The 24765-nt window shown below is 42.1% G+C and carries 25 protein-coding genes and 1 tRNA gene; 11 read left to right on the top strand and 15 right to left on the bottom strand.

Annotated elements, in window-relative coordinates; all coding sequences use genetic code 11:
* Positions 1-323 precede the first annotated feature (323 nt).
* The 4 genes from cutA to PN447_RS06390 all read right to left on the bottom strand — a co-directional run bounded on the left by cutA (position 324) and on the right by PN447_RS06390 (position 2436).
* Positions 324-653, bottom strand: coding sequence for a divalent-cation tolerance protein CutA (gene cutA / locus PN447_RS06405; protein WP_271732821.1), 330 nt, complete (start codon positions 651-653; stop codon positions 324-326).
* A gap of 5 nt (positions 654-658) precedes the next feature.
* Complete coding sequence (locus PN447_RS06400; RefSeq protein WP_271761761.1) at positions 659-1651, bottom strand: transposase; 993 nt, start codon at positions 1649-1651, stop codon at positions 659-661.
* A 165-nt stretch (positions 1652-1816) separates the two neighbouring features.
* Positions 1817-2143 carry a hypothetical protein gene (locus tag PN447_RS06395; protein ID WP_271761760.1) on the bottom strand — a complete coding sequence of 109 codons (327 nt, stop codon included), beginning with the start codon at positions 2141-2143 and terminating at the stop codon, positions 1817-1819.
* Positions 2144-2238: 95 nt separating this feature from the next.
* Complete coding sequence (locus PN447_RS06390) at positions 2239-2436, bottom strand: hypothetical protein (RefSeq protein WP_271761758.1); 198 nt, start codon at positions 2434-2436, stop codon at positions 2239-2241.
* Between the two features lie 146 nt (positions 2437-2582).
* Here PN447_RS06390 and PN447_RS06385 point away from each other — a divergent pair.
* From PN447_RS06385 to trxA, 4 genes are all read left to right on the top strand, one after another.
* Positions 2583-2656, top strand: a tRNA-Arg gene (locus PN447_RS06385).
* Positions 2657-2785: 129 nt separating this feature from the next.
* On the top strand, positions 2786-3541 hold the full coding sequence (locus tag PN447_RS06380) for a TVP38/TMEM64 family protein (RefSeq protein WP_442867081.1): 756 nt from the start codon (positions 2786-2788) through the stop codon (positions 3539-3541).
* A 109-nt stretch (positions 3542-3650) separates the two neighbouring features.
* On the top strand, positions 3651-5198 hold the full coding sequence (locus PN447_RS06375; protein ID WP_271761756.1) for a mercuric reductase: 1548 nt from the start codon (positions 3651-3653) through the stop codon (positions 5196-5198).
* A gap of 270 nt (positions 5199-5468) precedes the next feature.
* Positions 5469-5798 (top strand): thioredoxin, encoded by a 330-nt coding sequence (trxA, locus tag PN447_RS06370; RefSeq protein ID WP_271761754.1) that lies wholly within the window; start codon positions 5469-5471, stop codon positions 5796-5798.
* A 467-nt stretch (positions 5799-6265) separates the two neighbouring features.
* Here the strand turns inward: trxA and PN447_RS06365 are convergent, their stop codons facing one another.
* Positions 6266-7204 (bottom strand): alpha/beta fold hydrolase, encoded by a 939-nt coding sequence (locus PN447_RS06365; RefSeq protein WP_271761753.1) that lies wholly within the window; start codon positions 7202-7204, stop codon positions 6266-6268.
* 71 nt (positions 7205-7275) lie between these two features.
* On the opposite strand from PN447_RS06365, the gene PN447_RS06360 reads away from it, so the two are divergent.
* Positions 7276-8154 (top strand): shikimate dehydrogenase, encoded by an 879-nt coding sequence (locus PN447_RS06360; RefSeq protein ID WP_271761751.1) that lies wholly within the window; start codon positions 7276-7278, stop codon positions 8152-8154.
* 2 nt (positions 8155-8156) lie between these two features.
* Here the strand turns inward: PN447_RS06360 and PN447_RS06355 are convergent, their stop codons facing one another.
* Positions 8157-8768, bottom strand: coding sequence for a hypothetical protein (locus PN447_RS06355; protein ID WP_271761749.1), 612 nt, complete (start codon positions 8766-8768; stop codon positions 8157-8159).
* Positions 8769-8909: 141 nt separating this feature from the next.
* Here PN447_RS06355 and PN447_RS06350 point away from each other — a divergent pair, with 141 nt between their 5' ends.
* Positions 8910-9338 carry a biotin carboxylase gene (locus tag PN447_RS06350; RefSeq protein ID WP_271761747.1) on the top strand — a complete coding sequence of 143 codons (429 nt, stop codon included), beginning with the start codon at positions 8910-8912 and terminating at the stop codon, positions 9336-9338.
* Positions 9339-9432: 94 nt separating this feature from the next.
* On the opposite strand, the gene PN447_RS06345 is transcribed toward PN447_RS06350, so the two are convergent.
* The 3 genes from PN447_RS06345 to upp all read right to left on the bottom strand — a co-directional run bounded on the left by PN447_RS06345 (position 9433) and on the right by upp (position 10870).
* Positions 9433-9711 carry a YggT family protein gene (locus PN447_RS06345; protein ID WP_271761745.1) on the bottom strand — a complete coding sequence of 93 codons (279 nt, stop codon included), beginning with the start codon at positions 9709-9711 and terminating at the stop codon, positions 9433-9435.
* 117 nt (positions 9712-9828) lie between these two features.
* On the bottom strand, positions 9829-10179 hold the full coding sequence (locus PN447_RS06340; protein ID WP_271761743.1) for a hypothetical protein: 351 nt from the start codon (positions 10177-10179) through the stop codon (positions 9829-9831).
* A 40-nt stretch (positions 10180-10219) separates the two neighbouring features.
* A complete protein-coding gene (gene upp / locus PN447_RS06335; protein WP_271761763.1) occupies positions 10220-10870 on the bottom strand; it encodes a uracil phosphoribosyltransferase in 651 nt (216 codons plus the stop codon).
* A 295-nt stretch (positions 10871-11165) separates the two neighbouring features.
* Between upp and crtH the strand changes: the two genes are divergently transcribed.
* Positions 11166-12683 (top strand): carotenoid isomerase, encoded by a 1518-nt coding sequence (crtH, locus tag PN447_RS06330; protein ID WP_271761742.1) that lies wholly within the window; start codon positions 11166-11168, stop codon positions 12681-12683.
* Here crtH and PN447_RS06325 read toward each other — a convergent pair.
* The gene (locus tag PN447_RS06325) at positions 12666-13751 is read right to left on the bottom strand and encodes a hypothetical protein (protein ID WP_271761741.1); all 1086 of its coding nucleotides are present in this window, start codon (positions 13749-13751) and stop codon (positions 12666-12668) included. The genes crtH and PN447_RS06325 overlap by 18 nt on opposite strands.
* Positions 13752-13824: 73 nt before the next feature.
* Positions 13825-14994: a formate-dependent phosphoribosylglycinamide formyltransferase gene (purT, locus tag PN447_RS06320; RefSeq protein ID WP_271761740.1), complete on the bottom strand. Its 1170-nt coding sequence runs from the start codon at positions 14992-14994 to the stop codon at positions 13825-13827.
* A gap of 94 nt (positions 14995-15088) precedes the next feature.
* Here purT and PN447_RS06315 point away from each other — a divergent pair, with 94 nt between their 5' ends.
* A complete protein-coding gene (locus PN447_RS06315; protein ID WP_271761738.1) occupies positions 15089-16018 on the top strand; it encodes a 1-aminocyclopropane-1-carboxylate deaminase/D-cysteine desulfhydrase in 930 nt (309 codons plus the stop codon).
* Between the two features lie 2 nt (positions 16019-16020).
* On the opposite strand, the gene aroB is transcribed toward PN447_RS06315, so the two are convergent.
* Positions 16021-17112, bottom strand: a complete 1092-nt coding sequence (aroB, locus tag PN447_RS06310; protein WP_271761736.1) for a 3-dehydroquinate synthase — start codon at positions 17110-17112, stop codon at positions 16021-16023.
* A gap of 445 nt (positions 17113-17557) precedes the next feature.
* Between aroB and petL the strand changes: the two genes are divergently transcribed.
* The 3 genes from petL (at position 17558) to PN447_RS06295 (ending at position 21028) form a co-directional block, all read left to right on the top strand.
* A complete protein-coding gene (gene petL, locus PN447_RS06305) occupies positions 17558-17653 on the top strand; it encodes a cytochrome b6-f complex subunit PetL (RefSeq protein ID WP_200989640.1) in 96 nt (31 codons plus the stop codon).
* Between the two features lie 275 nt (positions 17654-17928).
* Complete coding sequence (locus tag PN447_RS06300) at positions 17929-19296, top strand: NAD-dependent succinate-semialdehyde dehydrogenase (RefSeq protein WP_271761734.1); 1368 nt, start codon at positions 17929-17931, stop codon at positions 19294-19296.
* Between the two features lie 88 nt (positions 19297-19384).
* Positions 19385-21028 carry an acetolactate synthase large subunit gene (locus tag PN447_RS06295; protein ID WP_271761732.1) on the top strand — a complete coding sequence of 548 codons (1644 nt, stop codon included), beginning with the start codon at positions 19385-19387 and terminating at the stop codon, positions 21026-21028.
* Between the two features lie 190 nt (positions 21029-21218).
* Here the strand turns inward: PN447_RS06295 and PN447_RS06290 are convergent, their stop codons facing one another.
* The 3 genes from PN447_RS06290 to nadC form a co-directional block, all read right to left on the bottom strand.
* Complete coding sequence (locus PN447_RS06290) at positions 21219-21557, bottom strand: hypothetical protein (RefSeq protein WP_271761730.1); 339 nt, start codon at positions 21555-21557, stop codon at positions 21219-21221.
* A gap of 246 nt (positions 21558-21803) precedes the next feature.
* Positions 21804-23570 carry an arginine--tRNA ligase gene (gene argS / locus PN447_RS06285; protein ID WP_271761728.1) on the bottom strand — a complete coding sequence of 589 codons (1767 nt, stop codon included), beginning with the start codon at positions 23568-23570 and terminating at the stop codon, positions 21804-21806.
* A 108-nt stretch (positions 23571-23678) separates the two neighbouring features.
* On the bottom strand, positions 23679-24560 hold the full coding sequence (nadC, locus tag PN447_RS06280; RefSeq protein WP_271761726.1) for a carboxylating nicotinate-nucleotide diphosphorylase: 882 nt from the start codon (positions 24558-24560) through the stop codon (positions 23679-23681).
* Between the last annotated feature and the right edge of the window lie 205 nt (positions 24561-24765).

The raw sequence follows: 24765 nt of genomic DNA, 5'->3' as shown, positions 1-24765 counted from the left end.
TTCTCAAGTTAAGATTTACAAGAAAGACTACCGCTATCATTGCTTGGTTTTCGCGTTGGCAATAGTCTTAATTCAATACTTGATATCGTATTATATATCAAGTGGGCGATTTTCTTAACTCACTTATGTCAATGCTTGTCCACATAAGTATACTTTTGTCTATAAAATAGTCAGCTTAGGACTAGCTCTACTAATTCGGCTAAGATTAATTCCTAGCATCACCGTTAGTTTTATGGTGGATATTTACAGCAGTATTACATTGACACTCCCCACGCCTAAAGCCAATTGGCTGCGGTAGTTTTGCGCAATTTACGGGTGAGATGCTAGTAGGATTTAAGCTGTTGAGAAATCCATTGCAAGTAGGCTTGCGAACCGGCAACAATAGGTAAAGCTATGATTTCTGAGACCTCGTAAGAGTGGAGTTCCCGAATTTTGGCTTCCAAACTGGAAAATAAGGCCAAATCAGTTTTAATCAGCAACTGCCACTCGTACTCTTTGTATATTTCTCCTTCCCAAGAGTAAATAGAATGGATTGGCAACAGACTGACACAGGCAGCCAGTTGAGCTTCTACAAGGGCATTAGCAATTGTTTCTGCCTCCTGCTTGTTGGCAGTTGTCACCAGCACTACACCATAATGAGCAGGTATCTCCATAAATTTTAGACCATAGACAGAGAGTACACCTGACCATCAATCAACAGTCGCGTAATCCCCTTGGCTTGGAGATGAGTACTAGCCTTATGTAGTACTTTACTATCGGGAACTTTAATTACGCGATCGCGCTTGGTAGAGAAGCGCTTTGCGACTCGATGGTTATCAAATACTGGCAAAGTTCTTTGCAAGGTTTCTAAGTTAGGAATTTGTCCCAAGTCGCCAAAATCCTTCAGAGGTCGGGTAATTAACTCCGAGCATCTATCAATTACCAAATAACAACTTTTTGGCAACTGTGCTGCGGAAAATGGCAAGACTTGGACAGCTAGCTCATTCACCCTTCGTCTTGTAACTAAAGGCATTGAATCCTCTAGATCCTCCTCCTCCTCCTCATAGTCGTCCTCGTAGTCTTCCTCGTCTAAATCATCCTCTAAATCTGACAAATCCTCTGACTCATCTAGCAAATCCTCGACTAGCATGTGGGAAATAACACTTACCTGAGGATGTTCTTCCTTTAACAGGGGAGCAGGAATACCGTCCAGTTCACCGGGCTGGGGTTCGACTATTTCTAATCGCTTTGCTGTACGTAACTTTGGTTTCTCTTCTGCCGAAGAACGCCGACGGACTCGTCTTATAGAGGGGCTGAGATCCTCCTCTTCCTGCGGTTGGCGTTCTTCGAGCACCGGTTTTTGCGGGGAGATATCTGGTAATCTCAAGCGAGGGATTGCTTTTTCCTGCCTTGGCAGATCTGGCTCCGGCTCTGGTTGAGTTAAGAAAGGTAACTGGGTGTAACTTACCTGCGCCCGACCTTCAGGAGTCCTGGCTGCACGTTTGAGAGAAACCAGATATTCATATTCATCTTCTGGTAAGGTGCTTTTGAGTAGGCGACTAATTGTCGAGTTACTTACACCATAACGTTCCGCCAAAGTTGATGTTGTTTCGGCACTTTCTCGATATAACTTGAGAATTTCTTGTTTGTCAGGCTCTGTTAATTTTCTCACGGTAGACACCAAATTTTCTAAGCTCGTTTGCGACCGCGCTCCTGCGGAGTTCGGCTAAAGGATGGGTTATCTTCTAGGACAGAGCCCATAGGACATAACACTCCACTAAATACCCAAAACACTTCTAGCATTTCTCCACTTTGATAGTTTGACCCTTGAGCATACTTAAACCATATATCTGCAATGTAGATCCAAAAAGCGGCCTGTGCAACCATTCTCCAATATTTGACGGATTTTCCCGCCAAAAATGCCATTAGCCTTCCCAGAGGCAATAATTAATAAAACCACATCGTCGAGTACCTCAAACCAATTGAAGCTACCAACTAGAGGCTTTGAGGGTGCTGTCTGTTCCATAGAAATCCACCATACTACTAACAAGGTAGCAAACCTTGCAATGTCTGAGACAATGAGCAACTGGAATTTTTCTAAATTTATACTTTGGGAAGCCAAACCTAAAATCATCCTTACGTCAAGGGAAATATAAGTCAGCATAAAACAACACATCAATAATGGACACATCTAGTTTTTGGTCTATAATTATTTCTGTGTAACCGAAAATTAGCCCTCCCAAGAAATAAGAAAATATACTAGTGGCAAATCCATGCCAAATATTGAGTGAGTATTTGCAGGCGACGCCAATTCTTCCAGCATAAAACACTGACACCCAAGTAAGCCAAGACTTCAAAAATATTTTCACCAATGAAGTAGGAGTCAGTAGGGCTTGCTCTGTCTGTGGCTATAAACCCACTGTATTTGATCTGCTGACCCAAAGAAAACTTCCACATCTGTGATTGTCAACCCTTATCCACCCCATGGGGTTTCTCGTGAGATCAAAGCGTTTTTTTGGCATCCACAATTTTCATTTGCTTTTTGGTACTAGATGATGATACAATCACGAAAGTGATTTCGTAAAAAGCTACTATGCTAGCTTGGGCGCGTAACTCAGTTGGATAGAGTATCCGCCTTCTAAGCGGACTGTCGCAGGTTCGAGTCCTGCCGCGCCTGTTCATTTAGGCAATACATTCTACTCATGAATGTAGATACACAACAAATCGCCATATTGCTGCGGCTCAAGCAAGCAGAAATCGTGGCTTTAGTACCCTTGGGCAGAAGTCAAACGACTGGGTTTTGAAAATGATCAATAAAAACTTGGAAAAGCCTTCTAGTATTGTTTTTTTGATGCTGATGGTATTTTGCCTTACTGTCGCACTTGTGGCTGAACCCGCTTGGGGTGAGGAATCTGCCCAAAATGCGGCTGGGTTCGATGCCCAAATGTTATTGCGAAATGCTTTACAGTGGATAGATGGTATTGGTGCTGTGGGAGCATTAGCATTTATCCTACTTTATATTATTGCCACGGTCGCCTTCTTGCCAGGGTCAATCCTTACTCTTGGTGCAGGTGTTGTGTTTGGTCTGGTTATGGGTTCGATCTACGTCTTCATTGGTGCCACTATAGGAGCCACAGCCGCTTTTTTAGTTGGACGCTATTTAGCCAGGGGTTGGGTTGCTAAGAAAATAGCAGGTAATCAAAAATTTAGGGCTGTTGACGAAGCTGTTGGTAGAGAAGGATTGAAAATTGTTTTGTTGACCCGACTCTCTCCTGTATTCCCCTTCAATCTTCTGAACTACGCCTATGGTGTTACCGGAGTTACCCTCAAAGATTACATTCTCGGATCTATTGGTATGATTCCCGGAACAATTATGTATGTTTACGTCGGTTCCTTGGCTGGTAATCTGGCCGCGATTGGTACCGTATCTCAACCTGATAACCCCGGTTTACAGTGGTTAATTCGGATTCTTGGCTTCATAGCCACGGTTACTGTGACAGTATATATTACTAAAGTTGCTCGCAAGGCTTTAGAAAATCAAGTATTAGATAAACAATCGTAAATATAGCATTTCCCATGCTCGTGATCTCCAAAGTTTTTTAGTTTTAGGGAACACACCGAACAGAGAATAAATTGGTGTGTAATTGATTAGACAGATAGGAAAAGCTTTAATGTCAAATTTACCACGGACAAAATTAACTATCCCACCAGCGGATGAACACAATCAGCAATTAGTTGCTCACGTTCATCCTCCCCATTGGGTCAATCCTCAACCTGTTGATTGTTACGACTTAGTTGTAATTGGTGCCGGTACGGCTGGATTGGTGGTAGCAGCAGGCGCAGCAGGTTTAGATGTGGGATTAAAAGTTGCTTTAATTGAAAAGCATTTGATGGGGGGAGACTGTTTAAATTTTGGTTGTATTCCCTCAAAATGTATGATCCGGTCTTCTCGTGTAGTGGGCGAAATTTGGGGTGGTGAGGCTTTTGGTATTCATACCTCACAACAGATACAAGTTGATTTTCCTCAAGTTATGGAAAGGATGCGAAAGGTGAGAGCAGGTATCAGTCATCATGATTCTGCGACTCGCTTTCGCAACCTTGGGGTTGATGTTTTCTTGGGAAGCGGTCATTTTGCCAGTGATAATATTATTGAGGTTGATAGCCAAAAAATCCGCTTCAAAAAAGCTGTGATTGCTACGGGTGCTAGAGCTATGCGACCCACAATTAAGGGACTGGAAGCGGCTGGTTTTCTCACTAATGAAACGGTATTTTCACTGACTGAACTCCCCAAACGCTTGGCTGTGATTGGCGGTGGACCTATTGGTTGTGAACTGGCTCAGGCTTTCCAGCGTCTGGGATCCCAAGTGATATTATTCCATAAGGATTCTCACATCTTAAATAAAGAAGATCCCGAAGCGGCAGAAATTCTGCAAAACTGTTTTATCAAGGAAAAAATACACTTGGTTTTAAATAGCCAAATAGATCATATCGAGAAGAGTATTGAGGGAAAAGTGATATATTTTCTCAGCAACGGCTCGCCGATGTCAATCACAGTGGATGAGATTTTAGTTGCTACAGGACGCATACCTAATGTCGAAGGTTTAAATTTAGAAGCAGTGGGAGTGGAATACAATCACCACCAGGGAGTGAAAGTTAATGACTATTTACAAACCACTAACCCCAAAATTTATGCTGCTGGTGATATCTGTATGAACTGGAAGTTTACTCACGCAGCTGATGCGGCGGCTCGAATTGTGATTAAAAATACTTTGTTTTCACCTTTTGGTTTAGGAAGATACAAACTTAGTAATTTAGTCATCCCTTGGGTAACTTATACTGACCCAGAAATTGCTCATGTGGGAATGTATGAACAGGAGGCTCAACAACAAGGTATAAAGATTAATACTATTAAGATTCCTTTTAGTAGTGTAGACCGGGCGATCGCAGATGGTGAAGAGGATGGTTTTGTTAAAATTCATCACCAGAGGGGTTCTGATACAATTTTAGGCGCAACAATCGTTTCTCGTCATGCTGGAGAAACCATCAGTGAAATAACCACGGCCATTGTCAATAAAATTGGTTTAAATGGTCTGTCTAATGTAATTCATCCCTACCCAACTCAAGCAGAAGCTATTAGAAAAGCGGCAGATACTTATCGCCGTACATTATTAACACCAACATCAAAACAATTCTTACGATGGCTGACAAGATTTTCCTAATTCTGTGGTGGCACTATCGCCCATTGATAAAATAGCTATATAGCCTTTTTCAGGCTCATGAAGTACACACCAATTCCCTATTCCCTATTCCCTATTCCCTGTTCCCTGTTCCCTAAAAGTGAAAAACTTTGTACCTCACGACCACTGCTAATACTATATTTTAACATCTTGAGTTAATTATAAGATTTTTGTAATTGCATCATTTTTTTAAATGCCCTATATTTTCTTTATTCGACAAAATCAAATCAATGAATTAATCAGGAGGCAATTATGTCATCCATTATCAATGTCACAGAAGCCACATTTAAAAAAGAAGTACTGGAAAGTGAAATTCCAGTCTTAGTGGACTTTTGGGCTCCTTGGTGTGGTCCTTGTCGGATGGTGTCTCCGGTTGTAGATGCGATTGCTGGGGAATACGCAGGACTGGTAAAAGTGGCGAAGTTAAACACTGATCAAAATCCCACCGTTGCTAGTCATTACGGTATTCGTACTATTCCGACGCTGATGATATTTAAGGGGGGAAGACAAGTTGATATAGTTGTGGGTGCGGTACTAAAACCTACCTTAATTGAAACTTTAGAGCAGCACATTCAAAAATGATAATTTAAGGTTGGTAAAAGTGGCGTGAGTTGGCTGTGTGTGTGAATTTTAAATTTGTGATCTCTGTGTAAACCTCATGTCAGTTGTGGGAGTGAGTTTGTATACTTGATTAACTTACCAGTTCTGATGATTGATAATTAACCAGAAGAAAATATCAAGTTTCGTAAATTGAGGTTTGAATATCATCAAGTTAGTGGTATCTTCAACATAAGGACGCAATAAACAACCCAGGGTAAATGACTGTGTGTCCCCCCGTCATACACCCAAGTGAATATCAGCAAATCAAAACCAAGTGGCGCTCAAAATCATGTTGCTCTTGTAGCCAAATCATATTGCTGATATTGCTAGATGCTCTGTAAACCTTATTTTTACCTCTCAAATAATTAACTTCAAGAATTGGAAACCTGTAAACCCATAAAACCCGGTTAAAAATCTAATCCTTAGATTTTTAACCGCTTTTAGTTGTTCTAATCTTTTTTCAATTCCACCCAATCCCGTAAAAGCCGGTTGACCTGTTCTGGTACCTCATCATGGGGACAATGACCTGCAGTCAGAAAATGTTCTGTTAGTTGAGGATAGTATTGACGAAACTTCTGGGAACGTTCTCTGGCATTCATCCAAGGGTCAGCTTCTCCCCACAATAATAACAGGGAACAAGTTAACTGTTTTAACAGCACATCAACTTTTTCCCCTTGGGGGGTGCTAAAAACGGAAACAAATACATCTAAAGCACCAGGATCATAAGCTGGTCGGGCAATTTCTGTTACTAATTGGTCTGTGACTGCACTGTGGTCTAGATAAACTTTTTTTAAGGTGCGGCGAATTACCCAACGTTGTCGTACATATTCAAATAACAGCAACTGGGCGAAACGTTGCTGAAAAGTCCACTTCACGGAATCACCTAAGAGTTTTTGTAACCCAGAAGGTTGTTTAGGGGGTTGAATTTGTGATTGTAATGCTTCAGGTTCAGAAATAGATGGGTTTTCGCTAAACGGTCCAGCACTGTTGAGTAAGACTAAACCGGCCGCAAGATCAGGAGATTTTGCTGCTACACACAAACAAGCATACCCACCCAGGGAGTTACCTGCTAGTATGGTCTTCTGACCAATAACTTCACTGATAAAATCAGCCAGTTGGTCGCGCCATAAATCACCGCTGTACTGGAGTTTCGGTTTTGCTGAACGCCCAAACCCTAACAGATCAATGGCAAATACTTCAAAATCTCGATACAGTCCTGTGATATTCTTGCGCCAGTGATCTGTGGATGCGCCAAAACCATGGACTAACAGCAAGGGTGGACGTTGGGGTTGTTTTTCTCCCCTGTGGACGTAGTATATATTATGACCCCGCCACTGCCAATATTGACCAGGAATGGGATTTGTAGAGGAAGCTGTGGTTAGTTGCATGATATAAGGAAATATTAAGTAGCTGTTAATAATTTAATTGTATTCCCCACCAGTCTGGTGACTAATGACCAATGAATAAAGTAGTAATTACAGGTAAAACTCAACTTCTAGGGGTAATTGGGTATCCGGTAGAACATTCCTTGTCACCAGTGCTGCATAATGCGGCGATCGCTGAATTAGGACTAGATTATATTTATCTGCCTTTACCAATTAAACCAGAAAATTTAGAGTTAGCCATAGCGGGTTTGGCTGCTATGGATGTTGTGGGTTTTAGCGTTACCATCCCTCACAAACAGGCAATTATGCCTTTATTATCAGAAATTTCCCCCATTGCCCAAGTTATAGGCGCAGTCAATACCGTTAGCCGTCAAAATCAGGGTTGGGTAGGTACAAACACGGATATAGAAGGTTTTATTGCTCCTTTACAGACAACCTATCAGCAAGACTGGAGCCAGAAAACAGCGGTCATTTTAGGCCATGGTGGAGCAGCTAGGGCGGTTGTAGCTGGTTGTCAGCAGCTAGGGTTGGCGCAAATTCATGTGGTGGGGCGGAATATGCACAAATTAGCTGAGTTCGGCAAAAGTTGGGGAGATTCACCCCTAGCAGCAAAATTGCAAATTCATCTCTGGGAAGACCTAGGAAAGCTAATTCCTCAAGCTAATTTGCTAGTAAATACTACCCCTGTGGGTATGTATCCCCACGTGAATCAGTCACCTGTGAGTCAAGAAGATTTGCAAAATTTATCACCGGGTGCGATCGCTTATGATTTGATATATATTCCTCAGCCTACACAATTTCTACAACAAGCGCAAAAAAAAGGCGCAATTGTCATTGACGGTTTAGAAATGCTTGTCCAACAAGGTGTAGCAGCATTAAAAATCTGGTTACAGCGGGATACTGTACCTGTCGATGTGATGCGCCAAGCAGTGCAAAATTACCTCGTTAGATAGAGTTATTTTTCTGGCCAGCGCCAATTATGGCGATTCCATGTGTATACACCTTGAATTTGGTACTCAGCACCATTGTAGAGGCGAACTACACAAGTAATAGATGAACCATCAGGGTCATCTATTTCATCAATTTGGACGACAATACAGGAAAACCATTCACGCTGACACAGACCATCGTCTTGTACCCATTCCCATAATCCATTGGCAATTTCAATGCGATCGCCTACTCTCAACTTGAGTGTATCCCCAGCCTCAGAATACTTATTAAAATGATATGATTGGACACGATTGAGCCAACCTAAACCGTAGCGTTGGCGAATAAATTGGACATTTCCCGAATTATGATCATTTAGCCAATCATTGAGTAATTGCACCTTCCAACTACAGTTTTCCTGTTCTTGGTTCTTAACAAACCGTAAAAAAGCTGTCAATTCTTCTGTAGAAAGTTCATCTAAGGGGTTACCCATATCTGATATCTTCAAGTTAGGGTCTCCCGGAATTTCCTCCACCACTCGCAGTAATATCTGCTTCTGCATATCAGTGAGAGGACAACCAGCTGCATCACAGCTGTTAAAAGCTGCTTGCAAGGCTGTTTCAATCTCATCTGGAGTCATAAGTTGATAGCAACTGTGGGTTTATTTACCCAATTATTACCTTTTCTGTCTCCAACTCATTAAGTTCAGCTAAGTTAATCTAGACAAAATTGCCGGCTGCGGTACAAATTTTAGTTAAGTTCGATGACACCAAACTTAAATATGAGAACACGAATTAATGTCATTTTTATATCTTTCCTGACTCTATTGCAATTTTGGGTATTTACACCTCCAGCTATAGCCCTAACACAGGTGAAACTATTTGATATATCTTATCAAGACTGTCCGGCAGAATTGGCAGCAGGATCGGTAATCAGCAGTGGTAGTGCGGCAGCTAACTGCTTTATTGTCACTGGTAAGGCAGAAAACGCTACTTATAAAACAGTATATGATGCAGATATATTTGGACGCATTTATGATGCCAACAATAACCCAGTGATGCAGAACCGCACTCGTCTGGGTTCTATCCCCGAAGTTCCGCCGGGTATTAGTGATTTTGCCATCAGGATTTCTGTAGCCGCGAATCAACCGGAACCCTTGCAGCTCAAACAGTTTAAAGCCTCTGGATTTAGCAGACAAGTTCGGCAATAATTATTAAGAATTAATAATATTCGCCCAAAAAGCAATGTAGAGACGATTGGAAAGGAACGTCTCTACAAAACTTTATATTTAGTTGGTATTTTTGCTAAAAAGGCTGTGCAAATGAAAGGGCGGTTAGGTTTCTTAGTAAGCCACCAATAAAATTCAGTGCTAAGAAGGCTAAGATAGGGGAGAAATCCATACCGCCCAATGGAGGAATAATTGAGCGGAAAAGATTCAGGTAAGGATCGCTGATTTGGGCTAAAGCCGCAAAGGGCTGATTGTACCAGTTGATTGTGGGGAACCAAGTTAAAAGCACTCGGATAATTAGCAAGTAGCTATAGAAGCTGACAAAGGTTGCCAAAGTAGTAAAAAGTAAGTTCATGGATAAGTTATTTTCCTGCTAAGTGTCAAAAACCGTCTTATTATTGATTTTACTTGAGTCCATGTCATGAAGTGTGCGGTTTGCCGCATTAACTACTATAGCCAAATATCAATCACTTTAAGAATCTGGGGTGAGGGAGCGGTCATTGACTGACTGGGTTGAACCGCCATTGACATTTCCTAACTGCTGTCTTACCTCGTCAATTGTGGCATTTAGCTGGGCAATTTTATCTTCTAGCGATCGCCTGGCTGTTTCCATTTCCATAGCTTCATCATCCGAGACGAACATTTGGCGTTGTTTTGGCGATACTTTTTTAGTTTTGAGTTGGCCATTAGTCAGTTCCGGTGATTCTGCTGTCAATTCCTCACTTTGTCGGGCAACAATCACTGCCCCAATAATACCACCAACTATACTACCAAAAATTGTCCCTGCTAAAAAACCACTACCAAAACCATCACGTTGACTCATATATTACCGCCTTCAAGAACTTCCCTAGCTGCATACTAGCTTATGTGCCAAAGATGCGATCGCCTGCATCCCCTAACCCCGGTACAATGTATCCCTTGTCATTGACTATCTCATCAATAGTGGCAGTATAAATATTTAAACCTGGATATTCAGCACTAAGTTTTTGTAAAGCTGGCGGTGCAGCTACTACAGAAACGATTCTAGTCAAACTTGGGTCAACCCCACGTTGTACTAATTGCGACATAGCAAACATAATTGACCCCCCGGTCGCCAACATTGGGTCTGTGATTAATACCCTGGTTTCCGGGTGAAATTTTTCAGGTAACTTATTCAAATAACAGACTGGTTCGAGAGTTTCCTCATTACGAACCAAACCTAAATGATAAACCGAAGCCAAAGGTAACAGAGATTGAGCACCTTCAAGTAATCCTAGACCCGCCCGGAGAATCGGCACAACCGCCACGGGGACTTCTGGGTTAATCAAAGTAGCTGGAGACGAATCTAAAGGACTGTGCACCACAGTTTCCAGGGTCGGTAACCACTCCCTGGCCGCTTCGTAAGTTAACCATCTCCCCAACTCAACTATAGCACTACGAAACAACACCGAAGGGGTAGAAGCATCTCGAGCAACCGCCAACCAATGCTTAATCAGAGGATGGGGGGGGACATAAACGCGCAGTTGTACCGTCATAGCCGGAATAGGGCAATTTTCTTCTTGATCTGAAACACCATCATACTCCCTCAAGTATGCCACTGACAGCTAAAATCTACACTACAGAAGTTATTGAAAGTAATTTTCATTAATACTTGACAAATATTATCAATCAAAGTTATATTACTAATTAGTGTTCTCCTCTCTTTAAGGATCGGCAGACGGGATTAGCCAGCGGTAGCGGGCTTGTCCCTCTTTTTATTTCCATACCCGAAGAATCAAAAGTGATATAAAATACTAAATAATTGGTTAATTTTATTGCATATCTGCCCCTATGTCTCCATCCCTAAATCCTACATTGGATGTGATCATCATTGGCTCTGGAATTGGTGGTTTAGTAACCGCAACCCAGTTAGCAGCCAAAGGCGCTCAAGTGCTGGTACTAGAAAGTTATTTGATTCCAGGGGGTAGTTCGGGTTACTTTGAGCGCCAGGGTTATAGATTTGACGTTGGGGCGTCAATGATTTTCGGATTTGGCGAAAAAGGTACTACCAACTTACTCACCCGCGCTTTAGACGCTGTGAACGTCAGTCAAGAAACAATCACTGATCCTGTACAGATTCACTATCACTTACCCAGCTTAGACATCAAAGTCGAGCGAACTTATGATAATTTTTTGCAACATCTTATTGCTTATTTTCCCCATGAAGAAATAGGTATTCGTCGCTTTTATGACGAGTGCTGGAAAGTATTTAACTGTCTCAATACCATAGATTTGCTGTCATTAGAAGAACCTCGGTATTTGCTGCGGACATTTTTGCAGCATCCTTTGGCCTGTCTTGGTTTAGTTAAATATCTCCCTCAAAATGTAGGAGATGTGGCACGACGCTATATTAAAGACCCCCAATTATTGCAATTTATTGACATAGAGTGTTATTGCTGGTCCGTAGTCAAAGCTGACATGACCCCAATGATTAATGCGGGGATGGTATTTGCTGATAGACACTATGGTGGGGTTAACTATCCCCAAGGTGGGGTAGGACAAATTGCCCAAAAATTAGCAGAAGGTTTAGAAAAAGCCGGAGGTCAGATTAAGTACCAAGCCAGAGTTACAAAAATTATCCTAGAAAAAGGAAAAGCCGTCGGTGTGCAATTGGCTAGTGGTCAAGTTTATCATGCTCGACGGATAGTTTCTAATGCGACACGTTGGGATACTTTTACTAAATTACTACCTGTAGAGAAAATACCGGCTAATGAAAAGAAATGGCAACAAACCTATAAAAAATCCCCCAGCTTTTTGAGTTTACATATAGGAGTAGCCGCAGCAGTATTGTCTCGTAGCACAGAATGTCATCATATAATTCTGGAAGACTGGGAGAACATGACAGCACCAGCAGGGACACTTTTCGTTTCCATCCCCACATTACTAGATCCAAAATTGGCACCAGAAGGCTATCATATCATTCATGCCTTTACACCTCAATGGATTGATGATTGGCGAGAAATGTCTGCAAGTGAGTATGAGGCCAAAAAAGAAGCTGCAGCTTGGCAAATCATCGACCGACTGGAAAAGATTTTCCCTGGATTAGATGCTGGCTTAGATTATCTAGAAGTAGGTACACCCCGCACCCATCAACGCTTTTTAGGGCGTGAGGATGGAACTTATGGGCCAATTCCCCGGCGGAAATTACCGGGACTATTAAATATGCCATTTAATCGTACAGCCATTCCCGGACTTTATTGTGTCGGTGACAGTACCTTTCCCGGTCAAGGGTTAAACGCCGTCGCCTTTTCTGGTTTTGCTTGCGCTCATCGCATAGCTGTAGACTTAGGTTTATCTAATGGTAATTGAACCAATAGCTGCATGGTCATGGTAGTTTTGGGTTTGGTTGAATTCAGCTTGAGTATCAGTATACATACCAGCGTATTCTGTAATTGTCCACTGATTTGACCTGATGACTACCCCCGCATCTGCACCCAGTCCCCGCGCAAATTTAATATACTCTCGTGCCTCATTATTCAAGTTGTAGGATAAAGTAGCCGGTCCGTAGGCTGCAACTGCTGCTTTGAGTGGAGTACCTGGGCCTACTCCTTCCTTTGTTCTGTAATTAGGGTTTTCAACTGTAATCATGGTAATTCGAGACTTAGCTGTTTTCAAGTCACCATCAGCAAAACCTAACAGATACTCTACCCTACCATCTTGACTGACTTTAATTCCTTCCCCTTGATCAACCCCCAGAGAAACTGGTTCAAATGTTGCACCCTCACCTAGAATCTCCTTGAGTTCCCCTAATGTCATACCCAATTTAGCAACCCCAATATTCTTGTTAGTAATTACCTGACTTTCTGAAGGGGTCAATACTCCCAAGTCCTGACAACCGTTAGGAATTTGGTCTATGTTCTCTGAACTAATTAATCTGAGTTCTTCCCCATTCCAATAATATTCAGTTTCTTGAGTACAAGTACCAGCACCAATGTACTTATAAGTATTGGCAAGGATCTTAGTTTTAGGCTCATAGGTGGGAAATCCAGCTATTTCTAACCCCAGGGGTTGAATTTTGATTTCTGTCCCGGATGTATCTACTTTCACGAAAGCAAATGTACCTTGATAAGCAGCCATATAACAAAGTAGCTGTACTAAGTGCTGATGATTTTCCCCAACATAGACTTCTGAAAATTCCCGCGCAGTCTCTGGGTTAAACTCAAAATTGCAAACCTGTAAACTTTTCTGACGGTTAATAGCTTCATTCAGGATAGTTTCTGAATTGGGTTTACTGTTGTTAGTAATCACAGATGAGTTATCCGTTTGCAAATCTGGAGAACTTACACTATTAGTACTGTCGGTTTTTGACGACACACAGGAGATTAGACCACAGGTAATAATGGTAGTTACAAAGACAATTAGCGGGGGTGTGTGCATGGGATATATACTTGGTATTTGATACTATTCAAGGCTTTACGGTGATCTTCTGGGTGGGTATCCACTCATAAAATTAAATAATTTTCACCTGAATAGCTGCTTTTTTAGCCTTCTCCCGCGCCTCTATAATATTATTACCCTGAGCCAAAGCTACCCCCATACGTCGATAGGGATGGGAGTTAGGTTTGCCAAATAGTCTAATATCTACATTGGGTACTGACAAAGCCTCAGCTACACCGGTAAAGGCGACTTTATCTGAGTGTTTATCAGCTAAAATCACCGCACTAGCCGCAGATCCCAACTGTTCTATATGGGGAATTGGTAAGCCTAAAATAGCCCGTAAATGTAATTCAAATTCGTTCAAATTTTGGGAGATTAAAGTTACCATTCCTGTATCGTGGGGACGGGGAGAAAGTTCCGAAAAAATTACCTCATCTTTGGTGATGAAGAACTCTACACCAAATATTCCTGCTCCCCCTAAAGCGTCGGTAACCTTCTTGGCTATTGCTTGAGCTGCTAATATCTGGTCTTCAGGAATACCAGCAGGTTGCCAAGATTCTTGATAATCCCCTCTTTCTTGACGATGACCAATGGGAGCACAAAAAATTGTCGGTGCATTCCACTGTTTAATAGTAAGTAGGGTGATCTCTATTTCAAAGTTGATAAATTCCTCTACAATTACCTTTTGACTATCACCCCTAGAATTGGCGATCGCATAATTCCAAGCTGCTGCAACTTCCTCCTGATTATTGACAACAGATTGACCTTTACCAGAAGAGGACATTACAGGTTTGACCACATTGGGAAAGCCAATTTGAGCAGAAACATCAATCAATTCTTCTAAGGTAGAACTATAGCCATATTTAGCAGTTCTAATCCCTAATTCTTGATGTGCTAGTTCCCTAATTCTATCTCGATTCATGGTATAGTTAGTTGCTGCCGCTGTGGGTATAACTGTAATACCGCGTTTTTCAAACTCGACTAATTTCTCTGTTCTAATTGCCTCAATTTCTGGGACAATAAAATCAGGTTTATGCTTTTGTACAACATTTTCTAATTCATCAGCACTGAGCATAGAAATGACCTCATGGCAGTCAGCTACCTGCATGGCTGGGGCATTAAGATAACGGTCAACAGCAATTACGTAATTACCTAATCTTTGGGCTGCAATTACAAATTCTTTTCCCAGTTCTCCTGAACCCAGGAGCATTAACTTTTGTGGTAGCTTAGTTGAATTATCCATGTATTTATTAATCTTAATTTGAGAGTTTTTTACAACCAGAAATTAATGTCTGGGTGATTTTCTGCGTTTTGTGTCTTTGAGTCAAATTTTATCCATGTCCTTACCTTTTTTTCCCCCTTTAACTGAGAAAATAGAAAATGAGATTACCCGAAGTGCTGGCGTAGATTTATCTGTACTACGTCTCGATTCTATGCACCAATTGGTTAACGGTAACAAATGGTTTAAGTTAAAATATAACCTCCGGGAAGCCCATCAACAAAATTACTCAACTGTTCTCACATTTGGTGGTGCTTATTCTAATCATATATTTGCTACAGCCGCCGCTGGTAATCTGTTTGGCTTCCGTACTATCGGGGTGATTCGTGGACATGAAAGTTTACCACTCAACCCAACTCTGAGTTTTGCTGTACAGCAAGGTATGCAGCTAGTGTACCTGAATCGTGAGAGTTACCGAAACAAGCACAGCATAGAATTACACGGGGAGTTAAAACAAGCTTTTGGTGACCTATTTATTATTCCTGAGGGTGGTAGCAATTTGAACGGGGTACGCGGTTGTATGGAGATAGTGGGTTACGCGGACGCATTTGATACTATCTGCTTGGCTTGCGGGACAGGTACAACCCTAGCGGGTATTGTACTTTCCCTGAATCCAGAACAACGAGTAATTGGTTTTCCCGTGCTCAAAAATGCAGAATTTCTCGCTCAGGAAATCCATAACCTGATCCAGAAGTATCTCGACTCTGGACTACCCGCACCAAGTTACTCCCCCGCAGCTTGGGAATTAATCTATGATTATCACTTTGGTGGTTATGCAAAGGTTAATGATCATCTCCTCATGTTCACTCAGCAATTTCAAAACTCACACCACATCCAACTTGATTACGTATATACTGCCAAAATTTTCTATGGTGTGATGAATTTACTCCAACAGGGAGTGTTTCCAAGGGGCGATCGCATCTTACTCTTGCACACAGGGGGCTTGCAAGGCAATATTGGTATGGAACAGCGCCTTAAAGGTGGGTAACCCTACATACTTTGCAATACCCTGCGGATAGTTTCTGTGGGTACTTCATCGGTAACTGTCACCACACCCATTTGGGTGGGTAAGACAAACCTAACTTTACCGTCCCTGACTTTCTTATCTAGTTGTAGTGTATCAATAATTGCCTCAATCTCTAAACCCGCTGGTAGTCGAGTTGGTAAACCGGCTTTTTCAATTAGTGCATTTTGGCGCTTACTATCTCTATCTGTCCACATTCCTAGTTCTAGAGCAATCTGTCCAGCTGCTACCATACCAATAGCCACGGCTTCGCCATGTTTAAGTAAACGATAGTTTGTTAGGCTTTCCACAGCATGACCGATGGTATGTCCATAGTTGAGAATTGCCCTGAGTCCCCCTTCCTTCTCGTCCTTGGCTACTACCTCAGCTTTTGCTTGACAAGAACGGCTTAATATGTATTCTATAAATTCCGGCTTCATATAGCGGAGTTGATTCAGGTGTTTAGTCCCTTCCATCTGGGTAAATAATTCTGCATCCCAAATGACACCGTATTTAATTACTTCCGCCATCCCAGCCCGAAATTCCCTCATGGGAAGAGTTTTGAGGGTTTCTGGACTAATTAATACTAATCGCGGTTGATGAAAAGCCCCAATTAAGTTTTTGCCATGGGGATGATTTACACCGGTTTTACCACCAATAGCTGAGTCTACCATTGCTAGGAGGGTGGTGGGTACTTGTATGACATTAATACCTCGCAGCCATGTGGCGGCAGCAAATCCTGTCATATCTCCAATCACCCCCCCACCTAGGGCTACCATGGTTGAAGACCGTTCTAGGCGGTTTTCTAAGGCAACATCATAAAGTTTTTCAATGGAGTTGAGGGTTTTGTAACGTTCACCTGGTGGGAGGTTGTAACTGGCTACTTCATAACCAGCTAATGTGAGAGATTTTACGGTTTTCTCACCGTAATGTTTAAAAATGCTCGGATTAGAAACAACTAAGACTTTTTTACCTAGGTTCAGTGTGGACATTTTCTGACCTAATTCATCTAAGCTTGATGGAGCTATGGCAATCTCGTAAGATTGCTGCGGTAGATTTACGTTAATTACAGAGGTCATTACCCAAAGTCAAATAAGCGAGCGTGCGGTGTATTCTATCGTAATTTGGATGGGATATTTGAGATGGACATTGAGCAAACACGGCAGCTATGGTGCCATAAATATGAAGGAAATTAAAGAATACTATCAAATTCAGTTAAAATGAAAAAAAAGGCATCTACAAATATGGTGAAAAACCCAAAAGATGTCAACTTAAGTAGCCACACAGCTAAGTATAACCTTAGCCAAGGTGGGTAGGGGAGCTTTGACACTCCCAAAACAATATTATTTACTTAATCTAATAGATTAAGTAAATCACGTTGTAAACGTTGCGTAGCATAGCTTGGCCCTGCGTAGCAACATCAGTTTAGAATCCCCTGTGTTTTAACCAGGGGAGATGTCAAATTTTCCATTCCCCATTCCCCATGATTCAATAGAGATAGTGCTTTATTCTGGAGAAAAATCAATGTTTGGAGTCATAGCTTATATTGGCTTTTTAGCTTTATTCATGGGCGTAGCCGTAGGTCTGCTGTTCGGTTTGCGTGCTGTTAAACTAATTTAAGCCTCTCCCAATCTTTTCTCTCCTTACCAAGGTAAGGAGAGGAAATGGGGTTTGTATATTTCAGATTGTATCTGATTTAACAAAATTTATGGGTAATACAAGTATATTTAATTATAAAAATAATTGCGGTTATTCCGTATTCAATAATCGCACCTGAGAAAAATCATAAAATTTGGTTATGGCTTGCACAATAGATTATGTGTAAGACTAGGAAGCTACCTCGAGCTCTATTTCTTCTGGAAATATGGATATGAAATTTAACGGGAGGTCAGGTAATGGCTATCGCCACCATTAATCCCGCCACCGGGGAGACAATCAAAGTCTTTGAGCCGCTCAAGGATGTAGAAATTGCCTCTAAACTGGATTTGGCTGGTCAGACTTTTGCACAGTACCGCCAGACAAGTTTTTCTGAGCGATCGCAATGGCTACAAAAAGCCGCCACAATTCTACAGCAAGAAAAAGGCGATTTCGCTCAAATAATCACCCTGGAAATGGGTAAACCTTATAAAGCGGCGATCGCAGAAGTAGAAAAATGCGCCCTGGTTTGTCAATACTACGCTGAACAAGCACCGAGTTTTCTCGCTGATGTTCCCATCCCCACCGATGCTAGTCATAGTTTTGTGCGCTATGATCCCTTGGGTGTAGTTCTGGCTGTAATGCCGTGGAATTTCCCCTTTTGGCAAGTGTTTCGTTTTGCCGCCCCCTGCCTGATGGCGGGAAATGTCGGCTTACTGAAACACGCTTCTAATGTCCCCCAGTGTGCCTTGGTAATTGAAGATATTATCCGCCGGGCTGGTTTTCCTCCAGGCGCTTTTCAAGCACTGTTAATCGGTGCGGCCAAAGTTGCCGATATCATAGCTGATGACCGGGTGAAAGCTGCCACTTTAACTGGAAGTGAACCAGCGGGAGCATCCCTAGCTGCGGCTGCGGGTCAACAAATCAAAAAAACTGTTTTAGAATTGGGGGGTAGTGACCCATTTATTGTTTTAGAAAGTGCTGATTTAGAAACCGCCGTTACCATGGCGACTACAGCCCGGATGTTGAATAACGGGCAATCTTGCATAGCAGCAAAACGCTTTATTATTGTGGAGTCCATCGCGCCTGAGTTTGAAAATTTACTTCTAGATAAATTTGAGGCGCTCAAAGTAGGCGACCCCATGCAGCCGGATACGGATATAGGGCCATTAGCAACCCCTGGTATTCTCCAAGACTTACATCAACAGGTGCAAACTGCCATTAAAAGTGGCGGTAAACTCCTTACCGGTGGACATCCTTTATCACATCTGGCGGGGAACTTTTACCCGCCCACTATCATTACAAGTATCCCCCCAGATAGTGCGATCGCCCAGGAAGAATTTTTTGGTCCAGTTGCTTTATTATTCTCTGTACCAGATATTAATGCCGCCATTCGACTAGCTAATGCTACACCTTTCGGCTTAGGTGCTAGTGCTTGGACTAATAATCATCAAGAATGCGATCGCCTAATCTCCGAAATCGCAGCAGGTGCTGTATTTATCAATAGCATGGTTAAATCTGACCCCCGCTTACCTTTTGGTGGGATTAAGCGGTCTGGATACGGCAGAGAGTTGAGTATTCAAGGTATACATGAGTTCGTCAATGTGAAAACCGTGTGGGTGAACTAATTTAGTCATTAATTGTGGGGTATTGGCAGATATTTAACTCTTCCAATACTCAGTCCCCAGACTTATTTATAACCAGCGAGGAAATCAAATGAATACAGCTGAATTATTGGTGCGGTGTCTAGAAAACGAAGGGGTACAATATGTTTTTGGTCTTCCTGGTGAAGAGAACCTCCACGTTTTAGAAGCACTGAAACATTCTTCCATTCAATTCATTACCACTCGCCATGAACAGGGTGCAGCATTCATGGCTGATGTCTACGGACGCTTGACAGGAAAAGCTGGAGTTTGCCTTTCTACCCTGGGGCCTGGTGCTACAAATTTAATGACTGGGGTAGCAGATGCTAACCTCGATGGTGCGCCTTTAGTAGCAATTACTGGTCAGGTGGGAACCGATAGAATGCACATCGAATCCCACCAATACTTGGACTTGGTAGCGATGTTTGCCCCAGTAACTAAGTGGAATAAACAGATTGTGCGACCCAGTATTACACCGGAAGTGGTACGTAAAGCATTTAAGCGATCGCAAACTGAAAAACCCGGCGCAGTTCACATTGATTTACCAGAAAATATTGCAGCTATGCCTGCAGAAGGCAAACCCTTACAAAGGGATAATATCGAAAAAACCTATGCTTCCTTTGCTTGTATTCGGGCAGCTGCAGCAGCCATTTCCCAAGCAGTTAACCCCATTATTCTAGTAGGTAATGGAGCAATTCGCGCTCATGCCAGTGATGCAGTTACGCAATTTGCCACCCAAATGAATATACCTGTTGCTAATACTTTTATGGGTAAAGGCGTAATTCCCTATACTCATCCATTGACATTGTGGTCAGTGGGATTACAGCAAAGAGATTTCATTACTTGTGGCTTTGATCATACAGATTTGGTAATTGCCATTGGCTATGATTTAATCGAATTCTCCCCCAAAAAATGGAATCCTCAAGGTAATATTCCCATTATTCATATTGCAGCCAACTCAGCCGAAATTGACAGCAGTTATATTCCCGGTGTGGAAGTACTCGGAGATATTTCCGATTCCCTCAATGAAATTTTAAAATTGGCAGATAGACAGAGTAAACCTAATCCCTATGCGATCGGCTTAAGGGCAAATATTCGTGCTGACTACGAACAGTACGCTCATGATGATGGTTTTCCCATTAAACCGCAAAAATTAATTTATGACTTACGTCAAGTTATGGGACCCGATGATATTGTCATTTCTGATGTGGGCGCACATAAAATGTGGATTGCCAGACATTATCACTGCCATAGTCCCAATACCTGCTTGATTTCTAATGGTTTTGCCGCCATGGGAATTGCTATTCCTGGCGCTTTAGCCGCAAAACTGGTTTATCCTAACCGCAAAGTTGTAGCGGCTACTGGAGACGGTGGCTTTATGATGAATTGTCAGGAATTAGAAACAGCCTTACGAGTCGGTACTCCCTTTGTCACCTTAATTTTTAATGATGGTGGCTATGGGTTAATTGAATGGAAACAAGAAAATCAATTTGGCAAAGGTAACTCATCTTTTGTACATTTTGGTAATCCTGATTTTGTCAAACTGGCGGAAAGCATGGGTTTAAAAGGTTACAGGGTTGAATCTGCTACTGATTTAATCCCTGTACTCAAAGAAGCCCTTGCTCAAGACGTACCGGCTGTCATTGATTGTCCCGTGGATTACCGAGAAAATCATCGATTTAGCCAAAAAGCCGGCGAATTAAACTGCACAGTTTAGTCAGCGATGCTAAAATTTAGCATTGGGATGATTAGGTTCATTTAGTGCATTTAGATCCATTTAGAAACCGGACTTCTTTCATAAATTCCCAACTCTTGGGTCTGCTTACAGAAGTCCGGGATCTGAAAGGTATATATTGTAATATGGGGGTTTGCCTAACCTCATAATTACAAGGAAACAGCGCCAAACCCTAGTCCTCATCGAGTGCGGGGAAAGCTTCCTCAAACCGCCACAAGTCATCTTTATTGTTGAGAAACCAGATTCTAGTTTCCGGACTTAATTGACTCCAAATAATATCACCAGGAATGTGGGGAGAAGCATACTGATATTGGAGTCCCAGATCCTTTAAATTTTGCTCAACATCATGGGGAATGCCAAAATCCAGCCAGTTAACTTGTACATGTCTACCTGTTAGCCCCGCCGCCGGGTCAAAAATTAACTGGGCGGCTCTAATTAAATCTGCAAAATGTTTGGGTTTCAGACTAGCTATCTGCTGAATCTGCCCAGATTGGTTATACTCTTGAGACATTGTGACTGAAATTGGGTAAAAATTGGTTATTTCTGAAAATTAACAGCAGAGATTTTGACCCCAACTCCCTTATTTTAGCGCAGCAGATATTCAGGAGAATAGTTCATCTCAACAATCTATTGATCTGTGTTGATCTGTGTCCATCTACAGTGATTGTTAACCTGTCTTGATGGAAATGAAATACACAATTGATCACATCACATAAATTTTGTGGGGTCGGCATTGTAACCGCCTGGGGACTTACTCCTACATCCTCTCTAAAACTGGAATCCCCAGCAAATCTAATCCCAACTTTAAAGTTCTAGCTGTCAAATCACACAAGATTAACCGGGATGTCCGCAGTGGTTCCTCAGCCTCCAGTACCCGTACCCCCTGGTTACGATCATAAAACTGATTAAACTTTTTACTTAATTCATACAAATATTCACATAATCGATTAGGTAGTAATTCTTGCTCAACAGCAGTAATTACCTCATCTAACTGTAATAAATACTTAGCTAAAGCTAACTCAGTTTGATGCTGTAACAACACCTGAACATTGTCTCCTAACTCACCAAAATTAATTCCACCCTTGCGGCTAATCCCCTGAATCCGTGCATAAGCGTATAACATATAGGGTGCAGTATTACCCTTAAGATCCAACATCTTATCGTAGCTGAAGATATAATCACTGGTACGGTTTTGGCTTAAATCAGCATATTTTACGGCACTGATACCAACTACCCTAGCAACTTTACTAATAAATTGTTCAGGTTCTGGGCGTTCTTCTTCTTTTAATCTACCTTCTAAATCTGTACGGGCGCGAATCACAGCTTCATCTAATAAATCCCGTAACCTCACTGTATCACCGGCACGAGTTTTAAATTTTTTCCCATCTTCCCCCAATACCAAACCAAAGGGAACATGAACCAGTTCTACATAATCAGGAACCCATCCCGCCTTACAAGCAACTTGGAAGAATTGGGCAAAATGGTTACTTTGTCCAGAATCTGTCACATAAATTATGCGTTGGGCTTGATCTTCTTGAATTCGGTAACGCAAAGCTGCTAAATCTGTTGTGGCATAGTTATAACCACCATCGGATTTTTGCACTATCAGAGGTAGAGGTTCACCTTCTCGGTTGGTAAAACCTGCTAAAAAAACTACCTTAGCGCCTTGATTCTCTACTAGTAAACCGGATGTGGCTAAATCTTCCACTAGGTTGGGAAGTAAGGGATTATAGAAAGATTCTCCCCGTTCATTTAATTGCACATCCAGCAGGTCATAAATTACCTGAAATTCTCGCCGTGACTGTTCGCACAGTAGTTTCCAAGCATGAAGGGTATCTTCTGCACCTGCTTGTAATCTCACTACTTCCTGTCGCGCTTTGTCCTGAAAGGCTTCATCTTCATCAAAGCGCTGTTTAGCTTGGCGGTAAAAACTGACTAAATCACTAATATTTAAAGCATTAGCAGTGGTTAGGGCTTCTGGGTAAACTTCCCGCAGGTAGGTAATTAACATCCCAAACTGTGTACCCCAATCGCCGACGTGGTTTAACCGCAAAACATCATGTCCCTGAAATTCCAAAATCCGGGCGATACAATCACCGATAATGGTAGAGCGCAAGTGTCCCACGTGCATTTCTTTGGCAATATTGGGACTAGAAAAATCCACAACTTCTCGTTTTGGATTTTCCGCTTTTGGTATTCCTAACCTAGAATCTGCTTGAATGGTGTTGAGTTGTGTTTCTAGATAGGAAATTTTCAGCTTGAGATTGATAAACCCAGGACCTGCTATTTCTGGCGTTTCGCAAAACTCGGATACATCTAGTTTCTCCACAATAGCAGAGGCGATCGCCCTTGGTTGCTGTCCTAACTTTTTACTCAGGGACAAGGCCATATTTGCTTGATAGTCACCAAATTTAGGATTACTCGCAGTCACTAAAATCGGGTCTACTCCCGCGTAGTCACCGCCAAAAGCAGCCACTAAAGCCTGCTGAAGTTTCAGTTTTAGTTGTTCTTGTGTAGCGTTCATATATTAATGTTATCTGTTTATGGGAGGCTATTCGCTCCCTATATGGTGAGACTTTCTGTAAAACTTGACTATTTTAGCTCTAACTAGTACGGATTAATCCACGGTACGCTATCGGTCGATTGATTTACCTGAAATTTTCATACTTAAATCTAACCACCTGGATTGAGTAATGGGCGCACTACTAGATATATAGTCAACCCCAGTCTCGGCAATAGTGCGAATAGTCTCTAGGGTCACATTTCCCGAAGCTTCAATTTTCACCCTAGTATTCTGCTGACGGATTAACTGTACCGCCTGACCCATCATCTCCACAGGCATATTATCCAACATAATAATGTCCGCTTGATGTTCTAATGCGTCTGTCACTTGTTCTAGGGTTTCTGTCTCTACCTCAATAGTCAGAGGATAGGGTATCTGGGAACGAATGCGGGTAATGGCTTCACCAATTCCGCCAGCTGCCACAATATGATTATCTTTAATCATGACAGCATCATCCAAGCCCATGCGGTGATTTACCGCTCCACCTACCGCAGATGCGTACTTTTCTAATAATCTCAGCCCTGGTGTAGTTTTGCGGGTGTCCACAAACTGAGTGGGTAAATCCGCTATTTGCTCTACATATATATGTGTGAGAGTAGCAATTCCACTCAACCCCATAGCCAAATTCAGCGCCACCCGTTCCCCCATGAGCAGCGCATCTAGGGAACCATCAATTTCTGCTATGACTTGTCCTGGTTCACACTTTGCACCATCAGGGACAAGCGCAAGAAAATTTACTTTTTCATTTAAAAGCTCAAATACTCTGGCTGCAACTGGTAACCCTGCAATTATCCCCGATGCTTTAGCGACCCATTGAGCTTCTCCTATATTTGCATTTTGGCATAACAGAGATTGAGTAGTGCGATCGCCCCGACCAATATCTTCCACCAACCAGCCACGCAATAAAGGATCTAGAACTACCCTTGGTGGCAAAACGCCAAATTTACTCACAACTCAGTTACTTTTATTTTGATATACAGACCAATTATACCTCAAAAGGCTTGCTATATAAGACTTTCAGAGACGTGAAAAAAAATCTGCAAATTTTGGGAAAAAAGAGTTGACAAAGGTAGAGACAGTAGCTATATTGGATAAGTGCCTGAGAGACAAGCGCTGCAAAGCGGAGTTCGAGGGGACACCGAACCATGAAAATATT

This window comes from Anabaena sp. CS-542/02, assembly GCF_028331085.1.
GTDB lineage: Bacteria > Cyanobacteriota > Cyanobacteriia > Cyanobacteriales > Nostocaceae > Anabaenopsis > Anabaenopsis arnoldii.
Note: the sequence above shows the minus strand (reverse complement) of the source record. Positions and strands in the feature narration are given on the sequence as shown.